This window comes from Nocardiopsis sp. TRM 82005, assembly GCF_056312425.1.
The window spans coordinates 132,128-150,301 of record NZ_JBWDTQ010000019.1 but is presented as its reverse complement, the minus strand read 5'-3'; the positions used below and the strand labels follow the sequence as shown (position 1 = coordinate 150,301).

General features: G+C 72.3%; 12 protein-coding genes. 4 read left to right on the top strand and 8 right to left on the bottom strand.

The window, feature by feature from the left end:
• Positions 1-92: 92 nt before the first annotated feature.
• Positions 93-233, bottom strand: a complete 141-nt coding sequence (locus AC0T5L_RS16270) for a GPGG-motif small membrane protein (protein ID WP_017586934.1) — start codon at positions 231-233, stop codon at positions 93-95.
• A 167-nt stretch (positions 234-400) separates the two neighbouring features.
• Positions 401-2,632 carry an anthranilate synthase component I gene (locus AC0T5L_RS16265; protein WP_476166330.1) on the bottom strand — a complete coding sequence of 744 codons (2,232 nt, stop codon included), beginning with the start codon at positions 2,630-2,632 and terminating at the stop codon, positions 401-403.
• A 423-nt stretch (positions 2,633-3,055) separates the two neighbouring features.
• Here AC0T5L_RS16265 and AC0T5L_RS16260 point away from each other — a divergent pair, with 423 nt between their 5' ends.
• Positions 3,056-5,371, top strand: coding sequence for a HelD family protein (locus tag AC0T5L_RS16260; RefSeq protein ID WP_476166329.1), 2,316 nt, complete (start codon positions 3,056-3,058; stop codon positions 5,369-5,371).
• A gap of 73 nt (positions 5,372-5,444) precedes the next feature.
• Here the strand turns inward: AC0T5L_RS16260 and AC0T5L_RS16255 are convergent, their stop codons facing one another.
• The 6 genes from AC0T5L_RS16255 to AC0T5L_RS16230 all read right to left on the bottom strand — a co-directional run bounded on the left by AC0T5L_RS16255 (position 5,445) and on the right by AC0T5L_RS16230 (position 12,944).
• Positions 5,445-7,739, bottom strand: coding sequence for a hypothetical protein (locus AC0T5L_RS16255; protein WP_476166328.1), 2,295 nt, complete (start codon positions 7,737-7,739; stop codon positions 5,445-5,447).
• Between the two features lie 267 nt (positions 7,740-8,006).
• Positions 8,007-8,984: an aldo/keto reductase gene (locus AC0T5L_RS16250; protein WP_476166327.1), complete on the bottom strand. Its 978-nt coding sequence runs from the start codon at positions 8,982-8,984 to the stop codon at positions 8,007-8,009.
• Positions 8,984-9,382: a MerR family transcriptional regulator gene (locus AC0T5L_RS16245; RefSeq protein ID WP_476166326.1), complete on the bottom strand. Its 399-nt coding sequence runs from the start codon at positions 9,380-9,382 to the stop codon at positions 8,984-8,986. The genes AC0T5L_RS16250 and AC0T5L_RS16245 overlap by 1 nt, the downstream gene beginning before the upstream one ends.
• Positions 9,383-9,438: 56 nt before the next feature.
• Positions 9,439-10,116: a TetR/AcrR family transcriptional regulator gene (locus AC0T5L_RS16240; RefSeq protein WP_476166325.1), complete on the bottom strand. Its 678-nt coding sequence runs from the start codon at positions 10,114-10,116 to the stop codon at positions 9,439-9,441.
• A 53-nt stretch (positions 10,117-10,169) separates the two neighbouring features.
• Entirely contained in the window at positions 10,170-10,958 is a 789-nt protein-coding gene (locus tag AC0T5L_RS16235) for a hotdog family protein (protein WP_476166324.1), read from the bottom strand.
• Between the two features lie 909 nt (positions 10,959-11,867).
• Positions 11,868-12,944 carry a hypothetical protein gene (locus AC0T5L_RS16230; RefSeq protein WP_476166323.1) on the bottom strand — a complete coding sequence of 359 codons (1,077 nt, stop codon included), beginning with the start codon at positions 12,942-12,944 and terminating at the stop codon, positions 11,868-11,870.
• 651 nt (positions 12,945-13,595) lie between these two features.
• Here AC0T5L_RS16230 and AC0T5L_RS16225 point away from each other — a divergent pair.
• The 3 genes from AC0T5L_RS16225 (at position 13,596) to AC0T5L_RS16215 (ending at position 18,158) form a co-directional block, all read left to right on the top strand.
• Complete coding sequence (locus tag AC0T5L_RS16225; protein ID WP_476166322.1) at positions 13,596-15,419, top strand: PP2C family protein-serine/threonine phosphatase; 1,824 nt, start codon at positions 13,596-13,598, stop codon at positions 15,417-15,419.
• A 67-nt stretch (positions 15,420-15,486) separates the two neighbouring features.
• The gene (locus AC0T5L_RS16220; protein WP_476166321.1) at positions 15,487-15,882 is read left to right on the top strand and encodes a hypothetical protein; all 396 of its coding nucleotides are present in this window, start codon (positions 15,487-15,489) and stop codon (positions 15,880-15,882) included.
• Positions 15,828-18,158 (top strand): ATP-binding cassette domain-containing protein, encoded by a 2,331-nt coding sequence (locus AC0T5L_RS16215; RefSeq protein WP_476166320.1) that lies wholly within the window; start codon positions 15,828-15,830, stop codon positions 18,156-18,158. Before AC0T5L_RS16220 ends, AC0T5L_RS16215 begins: the two co-directional genes overlap by 55 nt.
• Positions 18,159-18,174: the final 16 nt, after the last annotated feature.

The window sequence follows — 18,174 nt, the reverse complement described above, 5'->3', positions numbered from 1 at the left end:
CCCGTCGGAGCCCCGTCCCCGGTGCCACTCCCGACCGTCGGCAGTGGCACCAGGAGCGGGATCGTCGCCGTCAGGCCCCGGGGCCCACCGCACTAGAAGCCGTAGAAGTAACCGGGGGCGACGAAGAGTCCGACGACGATGGCGATGATGCCCCAGAGCAACTGCCCGCGCAGCACCCCGAGAACGCCGGCCACAATGAGGATAATTCCGAGAATTGACAGCAAAATACCCATACACAACCACTGACCCATAACGAGTTGGTCAAACTTTGTGGTTGGTCGTGTTTGGGAAAAGAGAGCTTCTGCGCAGGTGAGCGGACACGTACGTGATCCGCGCATGGCTCGTGTCACGCTCGGATCACGATGCGCGGGCGGCCCCGGCCGGGTCTCGGCGGCGGTCCTCAGCCGCGGGCCAGACTCAGCACCCTGGCCACGATGCCCTCGCCGACGCTCGCGGTGAGGATCGACTCGGGGTGGAACTGCACCGCGTACCACCGCGCGGCCGGGTCCTCGATCGCCATCACGGTGGGGTTCTCCTCCGCCTCGCCGTCCAGGAGCGCGGTGACCTCGAAGTGCTTGACCAGTTCGGGAACGGTGTAGGTCGAGTGGTAGCGGGCCGCCGGAAAGGCCTCCCCGCCGCCCAGCCCCGCGAGGAGCCGGCCGCCGGACACCCGGACGCGGCCGGGCTTTCCGTGCACCGGTTCGTCCAGGGTGCACAGCTCTCCCCCGGCGTGCTCCACCATCCCCTGTAGTCCCAGGCACACGCCGAACACCGGCAGACCGCGGGCGGCGAGCGCGTCCAGCAGCGCCGACATCCCGAAGTCCTCGGGCAGGCCGGGGCCGGGCGAGAGCACCACCAGGTCGGGGGCGAGCCGGTCGAGCAGGGCGGGGTCGAACCCGTAGCGGACGGTGGTCACCTCGGCTCCGTGACGGCGCACGTAGTCGGCGAGGGTGTTGACGAAGGAGTCCTCGTGGTCCACGAGCAGCACCCTCATGCCCTGGCCGGGGAGATCGGCGGGCTCTGGGGCGGTCCCGCCCTCGGCGGGGGCGGCGCCCTCCTCGCCCCGCTCGCCGAGGGCGAGGGTCTCCAGCAGGGCGCGCGCCTTGAGGAAGGTCTCGCGCTCCTCCGCCTCGGGATCGGAGTCGTAGAGCAGGGTGGCGCCCACGCGCACGGCGGCCACACCGTCGCGGATGTGGGCGGTGCGCAGGGTGAGGCCGGTGTTCATGGAGCCGTCGAAGTTCAGGACACCGACGGCACCGCCGTACCAGTGGCGGGGGCTGGTCTCGTTCTGCTCGATGAACCGCATCGCCCAGGTCTTGGGCGCGCCGGTGACGGTGACCGCCCACATGTGGGTGAGGAAGGCGTCCAGGGCGTCGAACTCACGGCGCAGGGTGCCCTCGATGTGGTCGACGGTGTGGATCAGACGCGAGTACATCTCGATCTGGCGGCGGCCGATCACCCGGACGCTGCCCGGCTCGCACACGCGGGACTTGTCGTTGCGGTCCACGTCGGTGCACATGGTCAGTTCGGACTTCTCCTTGACCGAGGAGAGCAGCTCCTGGATGTTCTCGGCGTCGCCCAGGGCGTCCTCGCCGCGGCGAATGGTGCCGGAGATCGGGCAGGTCTCGACCCTCTGTCCCGTGCCGGGCTCGCCGCTGACCCGGACGAACATCTCCGGGGACGCGCCGACCAGGTACTCGCCGCGGCCGAGGTTGAAGAAGAACTCGTAGGGGGCGGGGTTGCGCTCGCGCAGCAGCTCGTAGAAGCGGGCGGGCGAGGAGCAGCGGGCGTAGGTCCGGTGGCCGGGCACGACCTCGAACAGGTCTCCGCGGCGGAACTTCTCCTTGGCCCTGGCCACGATGCGCGCGTAGGAGCCGGGTTCGGGGCCCTCGGGCACCTCGGTGGCGACCACGGGCGGGGTGGGCTCGGTCTCACGCGGCAGGCCGCGGGTGGTGGCCTCGGCGCGCTCCCCGTCGGCGGGGACGGTGAACTCGTAGGTGTAGCGCATGCACGTCTCGCGCTTGCGGTCGCGGACGACGATGGCGTCGGGCAGGTGCAGGACCAGGTCCCGGTCGTCGGGGCCGCGGTCGATGTGCTGTTCGATGGGTTCGAACTGGAAGGCGAGGTCGTAGCCGAAGGCGCCGTACAGGCCCAGGTGGGTGTCCTCGGAGCTGCGCAGGGCGGCCATGACGGCGCGCAGTGCGGTGAAGACGCTGGGGCGGCGGCTGCGCTCCTCCTCCGTGAAGAACTCGCCGGGGTCGGGCTCGGGAACGGTGACGGTGACGCGGCCGTGTTCGAGGTCGCCCATGGTGCTGTCGGGGTCCGGGGCGCCAACGGAGTACAGGGCCTCGGCCAGGACCGGCAGCAGGACGCGGCCGCGGTCGTTGAGGGTGGCGGCTGTGACGGCGCGCCCGCGCGTGGTGATCTCCAGGCACGGGTCGGCGTAGCCCAGGTGCCAGCGGTCGTAGCGGCCCGGATACTCCATGCCGGAGGAGAGGACGCCGCCGCGGCGGTCCTCGATCGACTGGACGAGGGTGGTGAGGACCTCGGGGTCGCAGGGGGTCGCGCTGCGGTGGACGGTCACGCCGCCCTGGGTGCGGTACGTGGTGTTCTGTGCGTCGCTGGGGTTCACGGCCGGTCCTTTGGCACTGTGGTCGGTCGGGACGGATCGCACCGGCCGGGGCCGTGAAACGGGAAACGACCGCCGGTCCGGGGCGGTCGCTGCATGGGTATGCGCACTCGGAGCACCGCCTAGAGGCGGCGCCACCACTGGGCCTGGGTGGTCGTGTGTCGCATGGGAACGAGTGTAACGGGTGCGGGCGGGCATTGGGGAGACCGACGTGGAAGTTGTCCGGTCCGTCTGCTTTCTGCCGTCCCCTCGCCCCGACCGGAGCCGAACCGACACCGTGCGTGCGTCTGGCCGCGCACGGGGCCGCCGCGCGCCGTGGGGACCACGAAGCCGCGCAGGAGTGTGGCGCTGTGCTAGGCTCTGGAGTTTACTATCAACCTCTGAACAAGGACACAAATAACCTAGCATACGGAGCATAGCAAGTAGATGGAGTTCTGTCAAGTGGACGCCGATGAGGCGTCGTCGGCCGCCCTGGCCGTGGAGCAGGCCCGGGTCAGCACGATGTACGAGCGCCTGGACACCCTCCGCGCGCACACCGCCGAGCAGCTCGCCGCCGCCCACCTACAGGAGCGCGGGGGCTTCGCGGCCGCCGTGGAACGCGAGACGCGCTCCTACGAGCAGGCCCGCCGCCGGGCCCGGCTCGGATCGGTCGAGGAGGGCCTGTGCTTCGGCCGGATCGACCTGGCCCCTCCGGAGGAGGCCGGCGCCGGGGAGGAGCCCGAGACCCGCTACGTGGGCCGGATCGGGCTGCGCGACGCCGGGTACGAGACCATCCTCGTGGACTGGCGGGCGCCGGCCGCCCGCCCCTTCTACGCCGCCACCCCCGGTGATCCGCACGGGCTCGCCCGCCGCCGCCAGCTTCGTGTGCGCCGCCGCAGGGTGGTCGGGATCGACGACGACGTGTTCGACCCCGACGGCCTGACCGACACCGACCGCCGCCAGCTGGTCGGTGAGGCGGCACTGCTCGCGTCGCTGCGCCAGGGGCGGACCGGGCGGATGGGCGACATCGTGGCCACCATCCAGACCGAGCAGGACCGCGTCATCCGTTCCCGGCTGGCCGGGGTGCTCGTGGTCCAGGGCGGTCCCGGCACCGGCAAGACCGTCGCGGCCCTGCACCGGGCCGCCTACCTGCTCTACACCCACCGCGACGTGTTGGAGCGGCGCGGAGTGCTGGTGGTGGGCCCCAACCCGGCGTTCCTGCGCTACGTCAGCGACGTGCTGCCCTCCCTCGGGGAGACCGGCGTGGTCATGCGCACGGTGGGAGAGCTGTTCCCGGGGGTGGCGGCCTCCGCGCACGATCCGCACGGCACCGCCGCGGTGAAGGGCTCGTCGGGGATGGCCGACCTGGTGCACGCGGCCGTGGCCGACCGCAGGCGCACACCCGAGGAGGCGTTCGGCGGTGAGGACCTGCTCGTGGAGACCGACGCGGGGATGCTCACCGCGTCCGGCGTGCTGTGCGAGCACGTGCTGCGGACCGCGCGGGGCTTGCGCCTGCCGCACAACACCGCGCGCAAGTACGTGGTGAACACCCTGCTCGACGAGCTGGCGCGGTCCGAGTCCAAGCTGCTGGGCCGCCCCGTGGAGGAGGAGGACCTGGCCTTCGCCGGCGAGCGGCTCTGGCATGAGGACCCGGTACGGGAGGCTCTGGACGGGCTGTGGCCGTACCTGTCTCCGCAGCGGCTGCTGCGCGAGCTGTTCGCCGACCCCGCGGCGCTGGAGCGGGTCGGGGCCCGGGCCGGGATCGGTGCCGAGGCGTGTGCGGCCCTGGTCCGTTCCCCCGGGTCGCCGTGGACCGTGGAGGACGTTCCGCTCCTGGACGAGGCCGCCGAGCTGCTGGGGCACGACGACGGCACCGAGCGTGCGCGCGAGCGCCGCGCCGAGGCCGAGCGGGCCGAGGAGGAGCGGTACGCACAAGGCGTGCTGGAACTCACCGGCCTGTTCGATGACCAGATGATGGACGCCGCCGCGATAGACGTCGCCGCGATGGCGGACCGGCAGCGCGACACCGGTCCGACGCGTACCACCGCCGACCGCGCTGGCGCGGACCGGGAGTGGACGTACGGGCACGTCATCGTGGACGAGGCCCAGGAGCTGTCGCCGATGGCCTGGCGCACGGTGATGCGCAGGGCTGCGACCCGGTCGTTGACCGTGGTGGGCGATGTGGCCCAGACCGGCAGCGCGTCGGGGACGCGGTCGTGGACGGCCGCGCTGGAACCGTACGCACGGGGCAAGGTGCACGTGGAGCGGTTGCGGGTGAACTACCGGACCCCGGCACCGATCATGGCGGTGGCCGCCGACGTGCTGCGCGAAGCGGCGCCGGACGAGGAGGTGCCCGAGTCGGTGCGCGAGGACGGCGATCCGCCGCGCGCGGTGCGGCTGCCGTCTCTGGACGGGGGGTTGCCCTCCCTGGTCGCCGGTGAGGTCCTGGCGATCGGTTCGGGCAGGGTCGCGGTGGTCACCGCCGACCGGCACGTGGACGCGGTGGCGGCGGCGCTGCCGGAGGCCGCACGTCCGGGTGCGGGCCGGGACGCCTTGGAGGAGGCGGTGGTGGTGCTGACCGCGACCGAGGCCAAGGGGCTCGAATTCGACTCGGTGGTGGTCCTGGAGCCGGACGCCCTGTTGGCGCAGCCGCGCGGCGCCAACGACCTGTACGTGGCGGTCACCCGCGCCACGCGCCGGTTGACGGTCGCCCACACCGGTGAGCTGCCGGACGTGCTGGACCGCCTAGTCCAGGGATGGTAGGCGGGCGCGCCGACGGCACCCTGGCGGGCGTGCTGGACCCGCTTCCTCCAAGGGGGCCGCGGCGTGCGCGAGGTCAGAGGGGCCACCAGGACGCGCCGGTGATCCCGGTGCCCAGCGCTCCGAGCAGGTCCGTGGTGCCCAGGCCGAAGCGGGCGCCCACCTCCATGCCGGTGGCCAGGAAGGCTGCCAGGAGGACCATGACCAGGACGAGGGAGGGCCAGCGGCGGGGGCCGTGCGTCGCGGGTGCGTCCCCCTCCTCGCCCGGGTCCTCCAGCCAGGGTCGGTCCAGGCGGGCGACCACGCGGCGTAGCTCCTGTACCTCCGCGTGGTACCGGTCGCGCTCCTCGCGGACCCGCTGGAGTTCGGCGCGTTCGGCCCGGACGGCGGCGCGGGCGTCGACGATGTCGAGGCGCGCGCCCTCCGGTCCGTGTCTGGAGTGCCAGCGCTCCAGCCGGGACAGGGGCAGGTCCGCGTACTGGGTGGGCCAGTTGTCGTCGGAGGCGTCCTCTTCGAGGTCCTCGTCGGGTTCGGTCTCGACCGCGTAGTCGAGCTGCGCCTCCGCCGGGCCGCCGGTCCCGCCCACGGTGTCGGCACCGGCGTCGGGAACCACCGGCAGGGGTGGCGCGTCGGCGGGTGTCCGGTCCTTGGGACCGTCCGTGAGGTCGGGGCCCTTCGGTGGCCCGGAAGCCTCGTGCGTCTGCTCCGGCGGTACCGGGGTCCTGGGGGCCGCCGTGACGGGAGGGACTTCCGCCTCAGGTGGCTCCGGCGCGTCCCCAACGGATCCGTGCGGGTCCGAGACGATGCGCGGTCTGCGGGGTTCCCGGCGTGCCCGGGGTTCGGGCGCCCCGAAGATCCCGGGCCGGGCGAGCGGGTACGGTCCGGACACGCCCTCGGAGCCGTCGGGCTCGGACTCCTCGGGGAGGGGTTCGGGTTCGGGGACGGTCTCGGGCCAGAGCGACTCGTCCTCCCCGTGCGACGAACCGTGTGTCGCGGAGGTCTCGTCACCGGGCCGGTCCCGGGGGCCACCGCCGTGCCCCAGTTCACTGGTCCCGCCGGATGCGGCGGACGGCTCCTCCCCGATGATCCCCCTCAGCGAGCGCTGGCCACCGGGCACGACGGCCCCGGCCCCGAGCTGGGACCCGGTTTCCGCCGTTTCGGGGCGGCTCTGGCGGACACGGGGTTCGTCGAGCGGCCACGGCCCGGCCTCCTCCTCCCCCGGGGGCTGCGCCTCGGGCAGGTCGGGAAGGGGCGACCATGTCACGGCGGAACCTTCCCCGGAAAACCGCTCGGGGACGGGGGCCTCGTGAGCGGACACGCCGTCGTCGGGGGAAACGGGTGCGGACGCGTCCTTGGCGGGGGCGCCGGGGAAGGGCACCTCGTTGCCGGGCTCGCCGGGGGCGGGCACGTCCGCGTCGGGGCGTGTCCGGGGGTCGAGCCAGTCGCGGAGCAGGTCGCGGCGGTCGGCGAAGGTCGGGGCGTCGGGGACACCGCGTTCGCGCAGGTGCCCGGCGAGCGCGTTCCCGCCCTCCTCCCGCAGGACGGTCACGAGCCTCTCGGCGACCCTCCGGTAGTCGGGGGGCGGGGGGTTGAGGAAGGGCCCCGAAACGTCGGGGACCGGTGGGCCGAAGGCCAGGTGCTGGCCCTCGGCGGTACCCAGCACCGGGTCGTAGGTGGAGAACGACCAGCTCCATCCGGCCGCCGGGATGGCGCGGGGCGGGGTGAGCACGTCGTGCAGTACCCGGTGCACTCCCCACAGGAAGCGCAGTTGCACCGCCTGCCACAGGTCGGCGCGCTCGGGCGCCAAGGCGATGTGGACCGGCAGGTCGGGGCGGTACAGAGCGGCGGCCACGGCGCCGACCAGGATCGGCTCGTCCTCGACGGCGGTCTCGGCCGCACGCCTGTCGCGGGTGCGCACGGCCCCGGGTGCGGCGGTGCGTTCCCAGGGCTCGGGCACGGGAAGGGTGGCCATGGTTCCCCAGCCGGGTTCCGGCGGTCTGCGTCCGGCCGGACGGGTGTTGGGGTTCTCGTGCAGGGACAGCACACGTGGTAGCGCGAGGCCGTACGCCGGTCCCACGATGGCACAGGCGTGCGCGGAGCGGACGTCGCCGGGCCACCGGTAGACCAGGGCGGCCTGCCCGTCGGGGTAGGCGCGGGCCCAGAGGGTCTCGGGGTAGTCGGCGGGGTCGCTCTCGGGCAGCGCGGACCGGTAGTCGGCGGTGAGCGCGGGGACGAGGCGGTCACGCCAGGAGCGCAGTACGGGCTGCTCGGTCTCGGGGAGGGAGGAGGCGGCCGGGCCTGGGCCGAAGTGGCCCAGGAGTGTGGGTTCGGCCCAGGCGAAGTGGATCTGGTGGTATGTGCTCTCCGGCAAGTCGCCCCTCCCACGGGTTCGCGGACCGAGGCGGCGCGGGCCGTCCCGCCGCCATTGGGGCGTGTTCCATGGACACCACTCGTGACGAGCGGCGTCCATGGAACACGCTCTAGGAAGGTATCCGGTCAAAGCATGGTGAAAACCGTGCATGCATACGTATGGGGCATTACGCGTGCTTTGTCCGAAACTCGACGTCCCCGATCCCGGCCTCCCGTGCGGACGGCCCCACTCACCGCTCCGCGCGCCCGCCACGGACACCCGTCCCGGCTACCCCGCCTCGGCCATGCGCTTCCACTGTTCCTTGCTGAGCACCAGGTCGGTGGCCTCGATCGCCTCGTTCAGCTGCTCCAGGGAGCTCACCCCCACCAACGGCACCACGCTCGGATCACTGTCCATCAGCCAGGAGAGTACGACCTGGTTGCGGGTGGCACCGCTCTCCCGGGCGACCTCGTCCAGGGCGGCCAGGCGGGCGGGCGTGCCCGGGTGGTCGTAGGCCCGGTCCAGCTCGGCTGCCTTCTCCGGACGGGTGTAGGCGCCCCACAGCAGCGAGGTGTAGGCCACCAGCGTGTGCTCCCGGCCCTCGGCGGCCTCGGAGCGGACGAAGTCGAGGAGCTCGGGGGTGGCGGGCATGTGTGCCGTGGACCGCAGCGGCACGTCGAACCGGGGCTGCAAGTAGCTGTACCGGTACTGCAGCACACGGGGGCGCGGCCAGCCCCGGGCCTCAGTGGTGGCGCGGGCCCGCTCCAGCTTCCAGGTGCGGTGGTTGCTCAGGCCCACGTGCTCGACGGCGCCGTCGTCGACGAGCTCGGCGAAGGCGCCCAGGGTCTCGGGCAACGGGGTCCTCCGGTCCTCCTGGTGGGCGTAGAGCACGTCCAGGCGGTCCACCCCCAGGCGCTGGCGGCTGCGCTCGGCGGCCGTCGCCACCGCCTCGGCGGACAGGCCCTCCTTGATCTCCAGTCCGGCTCCGGGCACGGTGGGCTGCGCGCCGAGCTTGGTGGCGATCACGACCTCGTCGGTGATCCCGCGCTCACGGCGCCATCGGCCCAGGAAGGTCTCACTCTCGTGGCCCTCGAAGCCCTCCACCCAGAACTGGTAGCAGTCGGCGGTGTCCACGAAGGTGCCCCCCGCCTCCACGAAGCGGTCGAGGATCGCGGCGGACGTGGCGTCGTCGGTCTCGCTGCCGAACTTCATCGCACCCAGGCACAGGGCGCTGACCCGGCGGTCACCGATGGTGGTGTAGCGCATCAGGAGGTCTCCTTGACCGGTTCGGGAGTGCGCTCGTCGAGCACGCCCAGGTAGTAGTCGATCTTGTGCTGGATCACGTTCTGGCACTGGCGCATCTCGGCGATGCGCGCGTCCAGCTGGTGCTGGTGGCTCTGTAGCACGTCCAGGCGCGCGGGGATGGTGTGCCCGCCCTCGCGGACGAGTTCGGCGAAGTCGCGCAGCCGTGCGATGGGCATGTCGGTGTCGCGCAGGCACCGGATCATGTTGAGCAGTTCGACGTCGTCGGTGCGGTAGCGGCGGTGCCCGCTGGGCGCGCGGTCCACCCGGCGGAGCAGGCCCGCCTTCTCGTAGTAGCGCAGGGTGTCCAGGGTGAGGCCGAAGCGCTCGGCGACCTCACCCGGTGTGTAGTGCTCCTTCATGACAAGAAGCATGGGACCTGGAGCGCACTCCAGGTCAAGGGACCGTGGAGAAGTCCTCAGCCGCCACTGCCGCGGATGGCTCCGACCACCGCGTCGGTGAGGTCGTCGATGATCTCCTCCTCACCGACCTCTGGGTGCTCCAACCACCACTCCCCCGCCGCCTGCACCATGCCCACGACGGCGTGCGCGACGATCTGGGAGCGCAGGCGGCCATCGATGCGCAGTTCGGCGACGAGCCGCTCGGCGAGCTCCTCGCCCAGGCGGCGGACCATCATTCCCAGGTCGCTGCGGGTGCGTGAGTCCTCGGAGGTGGCCCGGTCCATGAGGAACCGGTAGAGGTTGAGGTTCTGGGAGATCATCGACAGGTAGGCGCCGACCGTGGCCCGGGCGCGTACCTCGAACTCGGTGCGCTGGTGCAGCTCCTCGCGGATGCGTTCGATGAGCGGATCCACATGGCGCCGGGCCAGCGCACGGTACAGGCCGCCCTTGTCCCCGAAGTGCCGGTACAGGATCGGCTTGCTGATTCCGGCCTCGGCCGCGATGGCCAGCATCGACGCGTCCGGGCCGTCGCGCTGGATCACCCGGTCGGCGGCGTCCAGGAGGGCCCGGCGCCGTTCGGGGTCGCGCCCGCGCCCGCCCCGTCCCCCGCGCGTGGCGGACGCCCCCGGCCCGGTCGGGCCGGAGGTGTCACTGCTGTCGGTCAGCGCGGTCTGCCGCGTGCGTTCGAAAGACACAAGGGATCACCGTAGCGGTTCGGCACGGTGCGGGAGGGCGCGCGGGAGGCGGATCACCCCCGGATGGCGATCCAGGTGGCCCGGGCCAGGGCCAGCAGGCCCCCCTCGGCGTCGTAGAGCGCGCTTCCGGTGCGGATCTTGCGGCCGTCGACCGACTCCAGGTGGCCCATCACCACGTGGGTGTCCCCGATCCGGGGCGCGCGGTCGACGCGGACGGTGATCCGTCCGAGGACTGCGGGGCGGCCGACCACGTCGCTGGACCAGCCGCCGGGGCAGTCCAGGGACGCCCACACCCGGGCGAGGTCCACCGCACCCGAGCCGTCGTCCAGGGCGGGGTGCGGGGTCCAGGTGCAGGCGACGGTGTTGCCCGCGGAGCCGGGGCCGGCGCCGGGGCGCACGGAACCGGCGAACAGGCGCAGGCCGTCGCCTTCGGCGCGCTCGGGGCCGCAGCTGTAGCAGCGCGGGAAGGGGTGGGCGGTCAGGCCCGGGTAGCGGCCCTCCGCGTCCTTGGCCTCGGGCACTCCGACCGGGCCGCCGGGGACGACGGGGCTGTCAGGGGTGTCCGGGAGATCGGCGACCGCCGCCTCGGCGACCAGCCGGGCGCCCTCCTCGGCGGCGGGGTCGGTCAGGGTCAGCGTGCCGGCGGGATCGCCCTCCACCGTCAACGGATGGTCCAGGGGCGGAGGGGTGCGCAGAGTGACCTGGACGGCGGGCCCGCCGACCGCGGTGATCCGTTCGGCGAGCAGGCCCGCGGTATAGCCGCCGTTACCCGAACCGTCGGGGCCGTTGTATCCGGTGGGGATGGTGATGGTGGAGGCGTCGTTGCCCGTGGTGGCGTTCATGCCGCCAGGGTAAAGGTCGGATGTCAGGACGGGCGAGGGTGGTTCCGGAACGGTCGGCTTCAGGCGTACTGCCGTGTGCGGCCGTATACGGCCGTGCCCGGCAGAGCTTTCCGACACTTCAGGCGTCAGTGCCAACGGGTGCTACCCCGAGGCATGACGATTACCGCTGTCAGCAACCGGTTCTTCGAATGAGACCGACCGGGCACGGTCACAGCGAAGGAAACCGATGACGACCAGTGCACCGCTGCTCCCCGAGGAGACGTCCCGCGGCCTGTTCGCGGGCTTCCCCGTGCCGTCCCCCAGCGCGTGCGGCTCCAGCGGTTCCATTGACGTCCTCCCCGGGGTGAGCCCCGGGGATTCCCACAGCCTCGCGGCCGTGGGCGCGGCCCGCCTCACAGCGTCCGCTGGTTCCTGCTTCACCGGCCGGTGCCCCACCCCGGGGGCGGTGGTCCTACCCAGGCTCCCGCCCCTGCTGCGAGGGCTTCGCCATGGTCTCGCAGCGGGGGCCCGGCGTTTCAGCTCTCCGGCGAGTCTCCGTCCAGCGGCGGGCACGATACGGGACGCGTTGACGTCCCGGCCGTGTTCGGTACCGCACCCCGAACAGGTCCAGGTACGGATGTTGAGGGGCTCGGGCCCATCGATCTGGTCGTGAGGGCCGACGGGTTCCCCCACCAGGCTCCGCCCGGCTCCCCGGACGAGCCCACCGAACTGTTCGGTGAATTCAGCTTCGCCCTGACCGAGGATGACTTCGACAGCAGTTTCGAGGTCCCCCTCCGAACGAACATCGGCCTCTACCCGCGCCCTTCGAGGGCCGGCCCCCGCTCACCGACCTTGTTCACCCGTCATGTGCCACCGCCGGATCCGCCGCGCGGCGCATGGCGGGAAGGGCGCCGTCCCCGCCGACCGGGCTCATGCGCGGTCGGGGCCCAGCGCCACATGGCCGACGGTGAAGTAGAACGGTGCGGGCACCGGCGGACGCCTGAACGAGGCGAGCCGCGCCAGGGCGTACCTGGGCCAGTTGATCGACGCGTGGACCCCTGTGAAGAACACATGGCGGACGTCGGCGCCGCCCGGCCCGTCGTCCACGCACAGGCTCGAACCGAAGAACCCGTTCCGCAGCCAGTCGGGGCCCTCGGACGCGCCGAGGACCGGCTCGGGGGTCGACCAGTCGCCGGCGTCGCCGCTGGGCGTGGTCGACGTACTCAGCCAGAGCCCCTGCTCCGGACGGTCCGGCTCCCCGTAGAGGTTGGGGCTCCTGCTGAGCAGCATCTCGTAGGAGGAGTCCCGCTTCAGCACGTAGGCGTGCGCGAAGCTCTCCGCACGGGAGTAGAACGGTCGGGGCACCGTCCAGCCGCCGATCCCGTCCTCGCTCTCGGTGTACCGGATCTCCGAGACGGGGCGCTCTCCCCTCGCGGGTTCCCCCGGGGCCGCGCGGAACCACATCCGCCACTTCCCGTCCGCGAAGACGACCTTCGGTCCCAGGGCGCTCGGGCTGGCGGCGTCGCCGACGACCACGGGCTCGGGGTGTCGCCTCCAACCGTCGTCCGTCCGCTCCAGGAAGCCGATCGCGAACGACGTGTCGTTTCCCTGGGCCCTCCGGGAGGCCCGGCCCGTGTAGTAGACGCGGTGGCACGGGACCGAACCGCCCTCGGGTGCCCTTCTCAGCCCGTTGACGAAGCAGGGCTCGTGCAGCCCGTAGTGGTCCCAAGCGCCCCTCTCGGGCTGGTCGACCAGCGGCCGCGCGCGGTTGGGACGCGCGGGGTCGGTGGTGATCGTCCACTCCTGGCCCTCCCCGGGGCGGGCTCCCCTCGGCAGGCTGGCGCTGAACAGGTTGTTCCGGAAGTCGCGCTGGAAACCGCCGAAGAACATCCACCACTGGTCGCCGATCCTGTGGACGTTCGGGTCGCCGGCCCCGATCAGGTTCGTGATCGGCCGGTAGCCGTCGAGCATGCCGAATATCGCGCGCGGCTCGGTGATCGTCCTCATCACATGTCCTCTCCGACGCTTCCGCGACGTGGGCCAGGCATCGCCGTGACACCTGTGGGTACGATGTACGCAGCTTGTGCGTACAGCGTACTCACGCGGATGCGCCGGGACAAGAGCCAGGTGGGGGCGGACCGGTTGAGCAGAGGACCCCGCACCACCGCTCCCCTACGAGGAGTGCGCCCAGCGCGGCGCGTGCCCCGAAGCGGAGGCCGTGGTCTGGCGGATGGGCCCATGGGCGGCCACCACGCGTGGCCCGCGACCGGCCACCGGAGCCACTGCGGTGTCAGCACCCGTGACCGCGTGTTCGAGCCACGCCGTCTGGTGGCGTGACATGCCGTTGACGGCACAATGCGTTCTTTGGCCTGATGGGAGGACCACACTGTACTGCGTTGGTCACGGTCGCGTCAGGGAACCGTGTGCACGGACCGTGTGAGCGGGTCTTCGAGCAGAACCGGTGGAATCGTCGAACCGGCCCGGCACCGTCAGGGGTGGACGCTCGCACGGCGGCACCGGGCCCGTGGAACACGGCGGTCAGGGCGTCGGCGCCTTCGGGGCCGGCGAAGCGGAAGAAGCCGCCGCGGGAAGCCGACCGCCGCGGCCGCGCCGCATGGTTCGGCGGCCGCACCGGCGAAAGAACCGGAGGTAGGGGTGATGAGCGGCTCCGACTGGCCACTGGAGGCCGGCTTGCTGCACGCGGTGTTCGACAGCCTGGGTGCGGGGATGTTCGTCACCGACACCACAGGCCGCATCACCGCCTCCAACCCCTTCGCGCAGCAGATCCTCGACCGCCCCAAGGAACAGACGCTGGGCTCTGACCTGCATGATCTACTGCACCGCGACGCGGACGGGAACGAGGTTCCACGGGAGGAGTGCCGCACCCTGACCGTGCTCGAGAGCGGTCAGCCGGCCGAGGGGAGCGAGGACTTCTACCTGCGGGGGGACGGCACTCTCGTGCCCACCATCTGGGCGGCCACCCCGCTCCAGCACGGAGGCGACCTGGATGGCGCGGTCATCGTCTTCCACAACTTCAAGCGGCACCACGACGCCGCCGAACAGACCGCGGCGCACCTGGCGGCCCTGGAGGAGCTGACCGCCCGACTGAGCATGGTGGCGGAAGTCTCCGGGCTCCTCATCGCCACCCTGGACACCCCCGAGATGATGGACAGGCTGGTCCGGCTGCTGGTGCCGGAACTGGGTGACTGGGCGGCGATCGACCTGATCCCGGCCGGACGGACGGAGGAGATCCAGCGCATCGCGGTGCACACCCTCGACGACCACGGCGCGGCCGAGTCGCTGAGGGGCCCGCTGCCGCCGCTGCCGCGTACCTCCCGCACAGCGCTGGCACGCGCTCTGTACAGCACCCAGCCCGTCCTGCTCGACGCACGGACCCTGGCCCGCGAACCGGACGAGCCGCTCGCCCAGGCGCACCGCGAGCTGTTCGACCGCCTGGGCGGGCACTCCGCGGTGGTGGTACCGCTGTACACCCGCAGACAGGTCTTCGGCGCGCTGACCGTGGCCCGGACCGAGCAGCAGCCCGCCTACACCGATACCGAGGTCCTCGTGTTGGCCGACATCGCACAGCGCGCCGGCCTGGTGATGGAGAGCAACCAGCTCTTCGAGCAGCAACGCCACGTCGCCGAAACCATGCAGCGCCAACTCCTGACCCCCCTGCCGCAGGTCGACCACCTCCGGTTCGCCGCCCGCTACCAACCCGCCCAGCAGAGCGCGGAGATCGGCGGAGACTGGTACGACGCCTTCCTCCTCGCCGACGGCGTCATGACCATGGTCATCGGCGACGTGGTCGGCCACGACCTTCGCGCCGCCGCGCACATGGCCGAGGTCCGTAACATGCTGCGCGCCCTGGCCTGGGACCGCCAGGAACCCCCCAGCCTGATCATGCAGCGCCTGGACGAGGCCATGACCAACACCAGCGACGCCCCCATGGCCACCGCCGTCTTCGCCCGCATCGAGGGCCCCGAGGGCGGACCCTGGAGCCTGCACTGGGTCAACGCCGGACATCCCCCGCCGCTGCTCGTCACCGCCGACGGCCACACCCGCTACCTCGAGGACGGCCACGGCCCCCTCCTCGGTATGAGCGCCACCCTGCACATGGGCCTGGGCTGGCCCGACGCCCGTGAGGACATCCCCGCGCAGTCCACGCTGCTGCTGTACACCGACGGCCTCGTCGAAAGCCGCGACCAGCCCATCGACAGGGGCATGGCCAACCTGCGACGCCACGCCAGCGACCTGGCCCGCCACGACCTGGAGGACTTCCTCGACGAGCTCCTCACCCGCATCGATCCCGGCGGCGACGACGTCGCCCTGCTCGCCCTGCGCCTCCCGCCGGCAGGCACTGGCGCCGACGACACACCATCTCCAGCGCAGCGCGCGCACAGCCCCGCCGCCGCCGACCGGGGAGCTCCCGGCTCGCGAGAAGAGGACACCCCGGTCAGGGACACCTCCGAGCAGGCTTAGTACTACGGCGGTACTCCGCTCTGCCGGCCACCATCAAGCGAAGCCGCGCACGACGAACGGCCGCCACGTGCACCCTTCGCAGGCATGGACCAAGGCGAGGACGACGCGGGACGAGCGCACCGCGGTCGACCAGCTGCGTGGATACGTCGACCACCGCCTGGACCGCCCCCACCGGGCGCCCATCGACACCGAGCCCCACATGCCCTGGACGGCCGACGAGGCCCGCTGCGCCGCGACCGGGGCACCCGCCCAGCGCGACTTCGCCACCAGTACATCGCTCGGCGGCGGCCAGGACGGGTCGCGCGTCCTCCTCCGCGAACTCCGCCAGCTCCTCGCCGACAGTGCCGACCCGGACCCAGACGGTCCCCTTGGCGAGCTCCGGGGCCGTGACCGGGTAAAGCTTGTCCCATGGACAACCACGACGACCGCATCCGGGTACGCGGTGCCCGCATCCACAACCTGAGGAACGTGGACATGGAGCTGCCCCGGGACGCCCTGGTCGCCTTCACCGGGGTCTCCGGGTCGGGGAAGTCCTCCCTGGCCTTCGGGACCCTCTACGCCGAGTCCCAGCACCGGTACCTGGAGTCGGTGGCGCCGTACGCGAGGCGCCTGCTCCAGCAGCTCCCGTCCCCGGACGTGGACGACGTCACCGGGATGCCGCCGGCCGTGGCGCTCGCCCAGCCGCGCTCCGCGCCCTCGGTCCGCTCCACCGTGGGCACCCTCACCACGCTCTCCAACACGCTGCGCATGCTCTTCTCCCGGGCGGGCACCTATCCGCCCGGGGCGGAGCACCTGGACTCCGACTCCTTCTCCCCCAACACCGTGGCCGGCGCCTGTCCCGTATGCCACGGGGAGGGAGTCGAGCACGAGGTCACCGAGGGGTCGCTGGTGCCCGACCCCGGGCTGAGCGTCGCCGAGGGGGCCATCGCCTCCTGGCCCGGGGCCTGGCAGGGCAAGAACCTGCGCGACATCCTCGGCACCCTCGGGTACGACATCCACCGGCCCTGGCGGGAGCTGCCCCAGACCGAGCGCGACTGGATCCTGTTCACCGAGGAACAGCCCGTGGTGACCGTCCACCCGGTCCGTGAGGCGGGCCGTGTCCACCGGCCCTACCAGGGAAAGTACAGCAGTGCCCGGAGGCTGGTGCTCAAGGCGTACGCCTCCTCCGCCAGTGAGGCCCGGCGACGCAAGGCGGCCGAGTTCATGGTCAACCGGACCTGCCTGGAGTGCGGCGGTCGGCGGCTGCGCCAGGAGGCGCTGCGGGTCACCTTCGCCGGGCACACCATCGCCGAACTGGCGGCGCTGCCCCTGACCGAACTGGTCGCCCTGCTGCACCCCTGGCGGGAGGGCACGGGGGCGGCGGGGGCGCTGGCCGGGGAGATCACGGGACGGGTCGGGGTGTTGGCGGAGCTGGGCCTTGGCTATCTGAGCGTGGCCCGGCCGGCACCGACCCTGTCCACCGGGGAGTTCCAGAGGATTCGGCTGGCCACCCAACTGGGCACGGGGCTCTTCGGGGTGGTCTACGTCCTGGACGAGCCCTCCGCGGGCCTGCACCCGGCCGACTGCGAGGCGCTTTCGGGGATTCTCCGGCGCCTACGCGACGGGGGCAACACCGTGTGCTTCGTCGAGCACGACCTGGACACCGTGCGCGGCGCGGACTGGATCGTCGACGTCGGACCGGAGGCGGGCGAGCACGGCGGGCGCGTCCTGTACAGCGGCCCGGTGTCCGGCCTGCGCGAGGTCCCGGAATCGGTGACCCGCCGCTACCTGTTCCACGACGTCATCCCGGAGCACCGGACCCACGCCCCCAGCGGGCACCTGGGACTGCGCGGGGCCACCCGCAACAACCTGCGGGGGCTGGACGCCGACGTCCCCCTCGGCGTGTTCACCGCCGTCACCGGGGTATCCGGTTCGGGCAAGTCCTCCCTGCTGGCGGAGATGGGGGACCGAGCCGCCGAAGACGGCCGGGTGGTGTGGGTCAGCCAGCAGCCCATCGGGCGGACACCGCGCTCCAACCTGGCGACCTACACCGGGCTCTTCGACACGGTGCGCAAGCTGTTCGCGGCCACCGAGGAGGCCCGCTCGCTCGGTTACGGGCCCGGCCGGTTCTCCTTCAACGTCGTGGGGGGACGCTGCCCGACCTGTGAGGGGGAGGGTTTCGTGTCGGTGGAGCTGCTGTTCCTGCCCACCACCTACGCCCCCTGTCCGACCTGCGGCGGCTCGCGCTACAACGACGACACCCTCCGGGTGGAGTACCGGGGGCGCACGGTCGCGGACGTGCTCGCGATGTCGGTCGAGGAGGCGGCGGGGTTCTTCGCCGAGGAGCCGTCAGTGCGGCGCTCCCTGGAGACCCTCTCCGGGGTCGGCCTGGGTTACCTGCGCCTGGGCCAGCCCGCCACGGAGCTGTCCGGCGGCGAGGCACAGCGGATCAAGCTCGCCACCGAACTCCAGCGCCGCCGGGTCGCCGACACGGTCTACCTGCTCGACGAGCCCACCACCGGTCTCCATCCGTACGACACCGACGTCCTCGTCAGCCGTCTGCGCGACCTCGTCGGCGCAGGCGCCACCGTGGTGGCGGCCGAGCACGACATGCGGGTCGTGGCCACCGCCGACCATGTCATCGACCTGGGCCCGGGCGGTGGTTCGCAGGGCGGCCGGATCGTCGCGCAGGGCACGCCCGCGCAGGTCGCGGCGGCCCCGGACAGCCGGACCGGTTCCTACCTGAAGGGACTGCTCTGATGCGCCACGCCCTCTG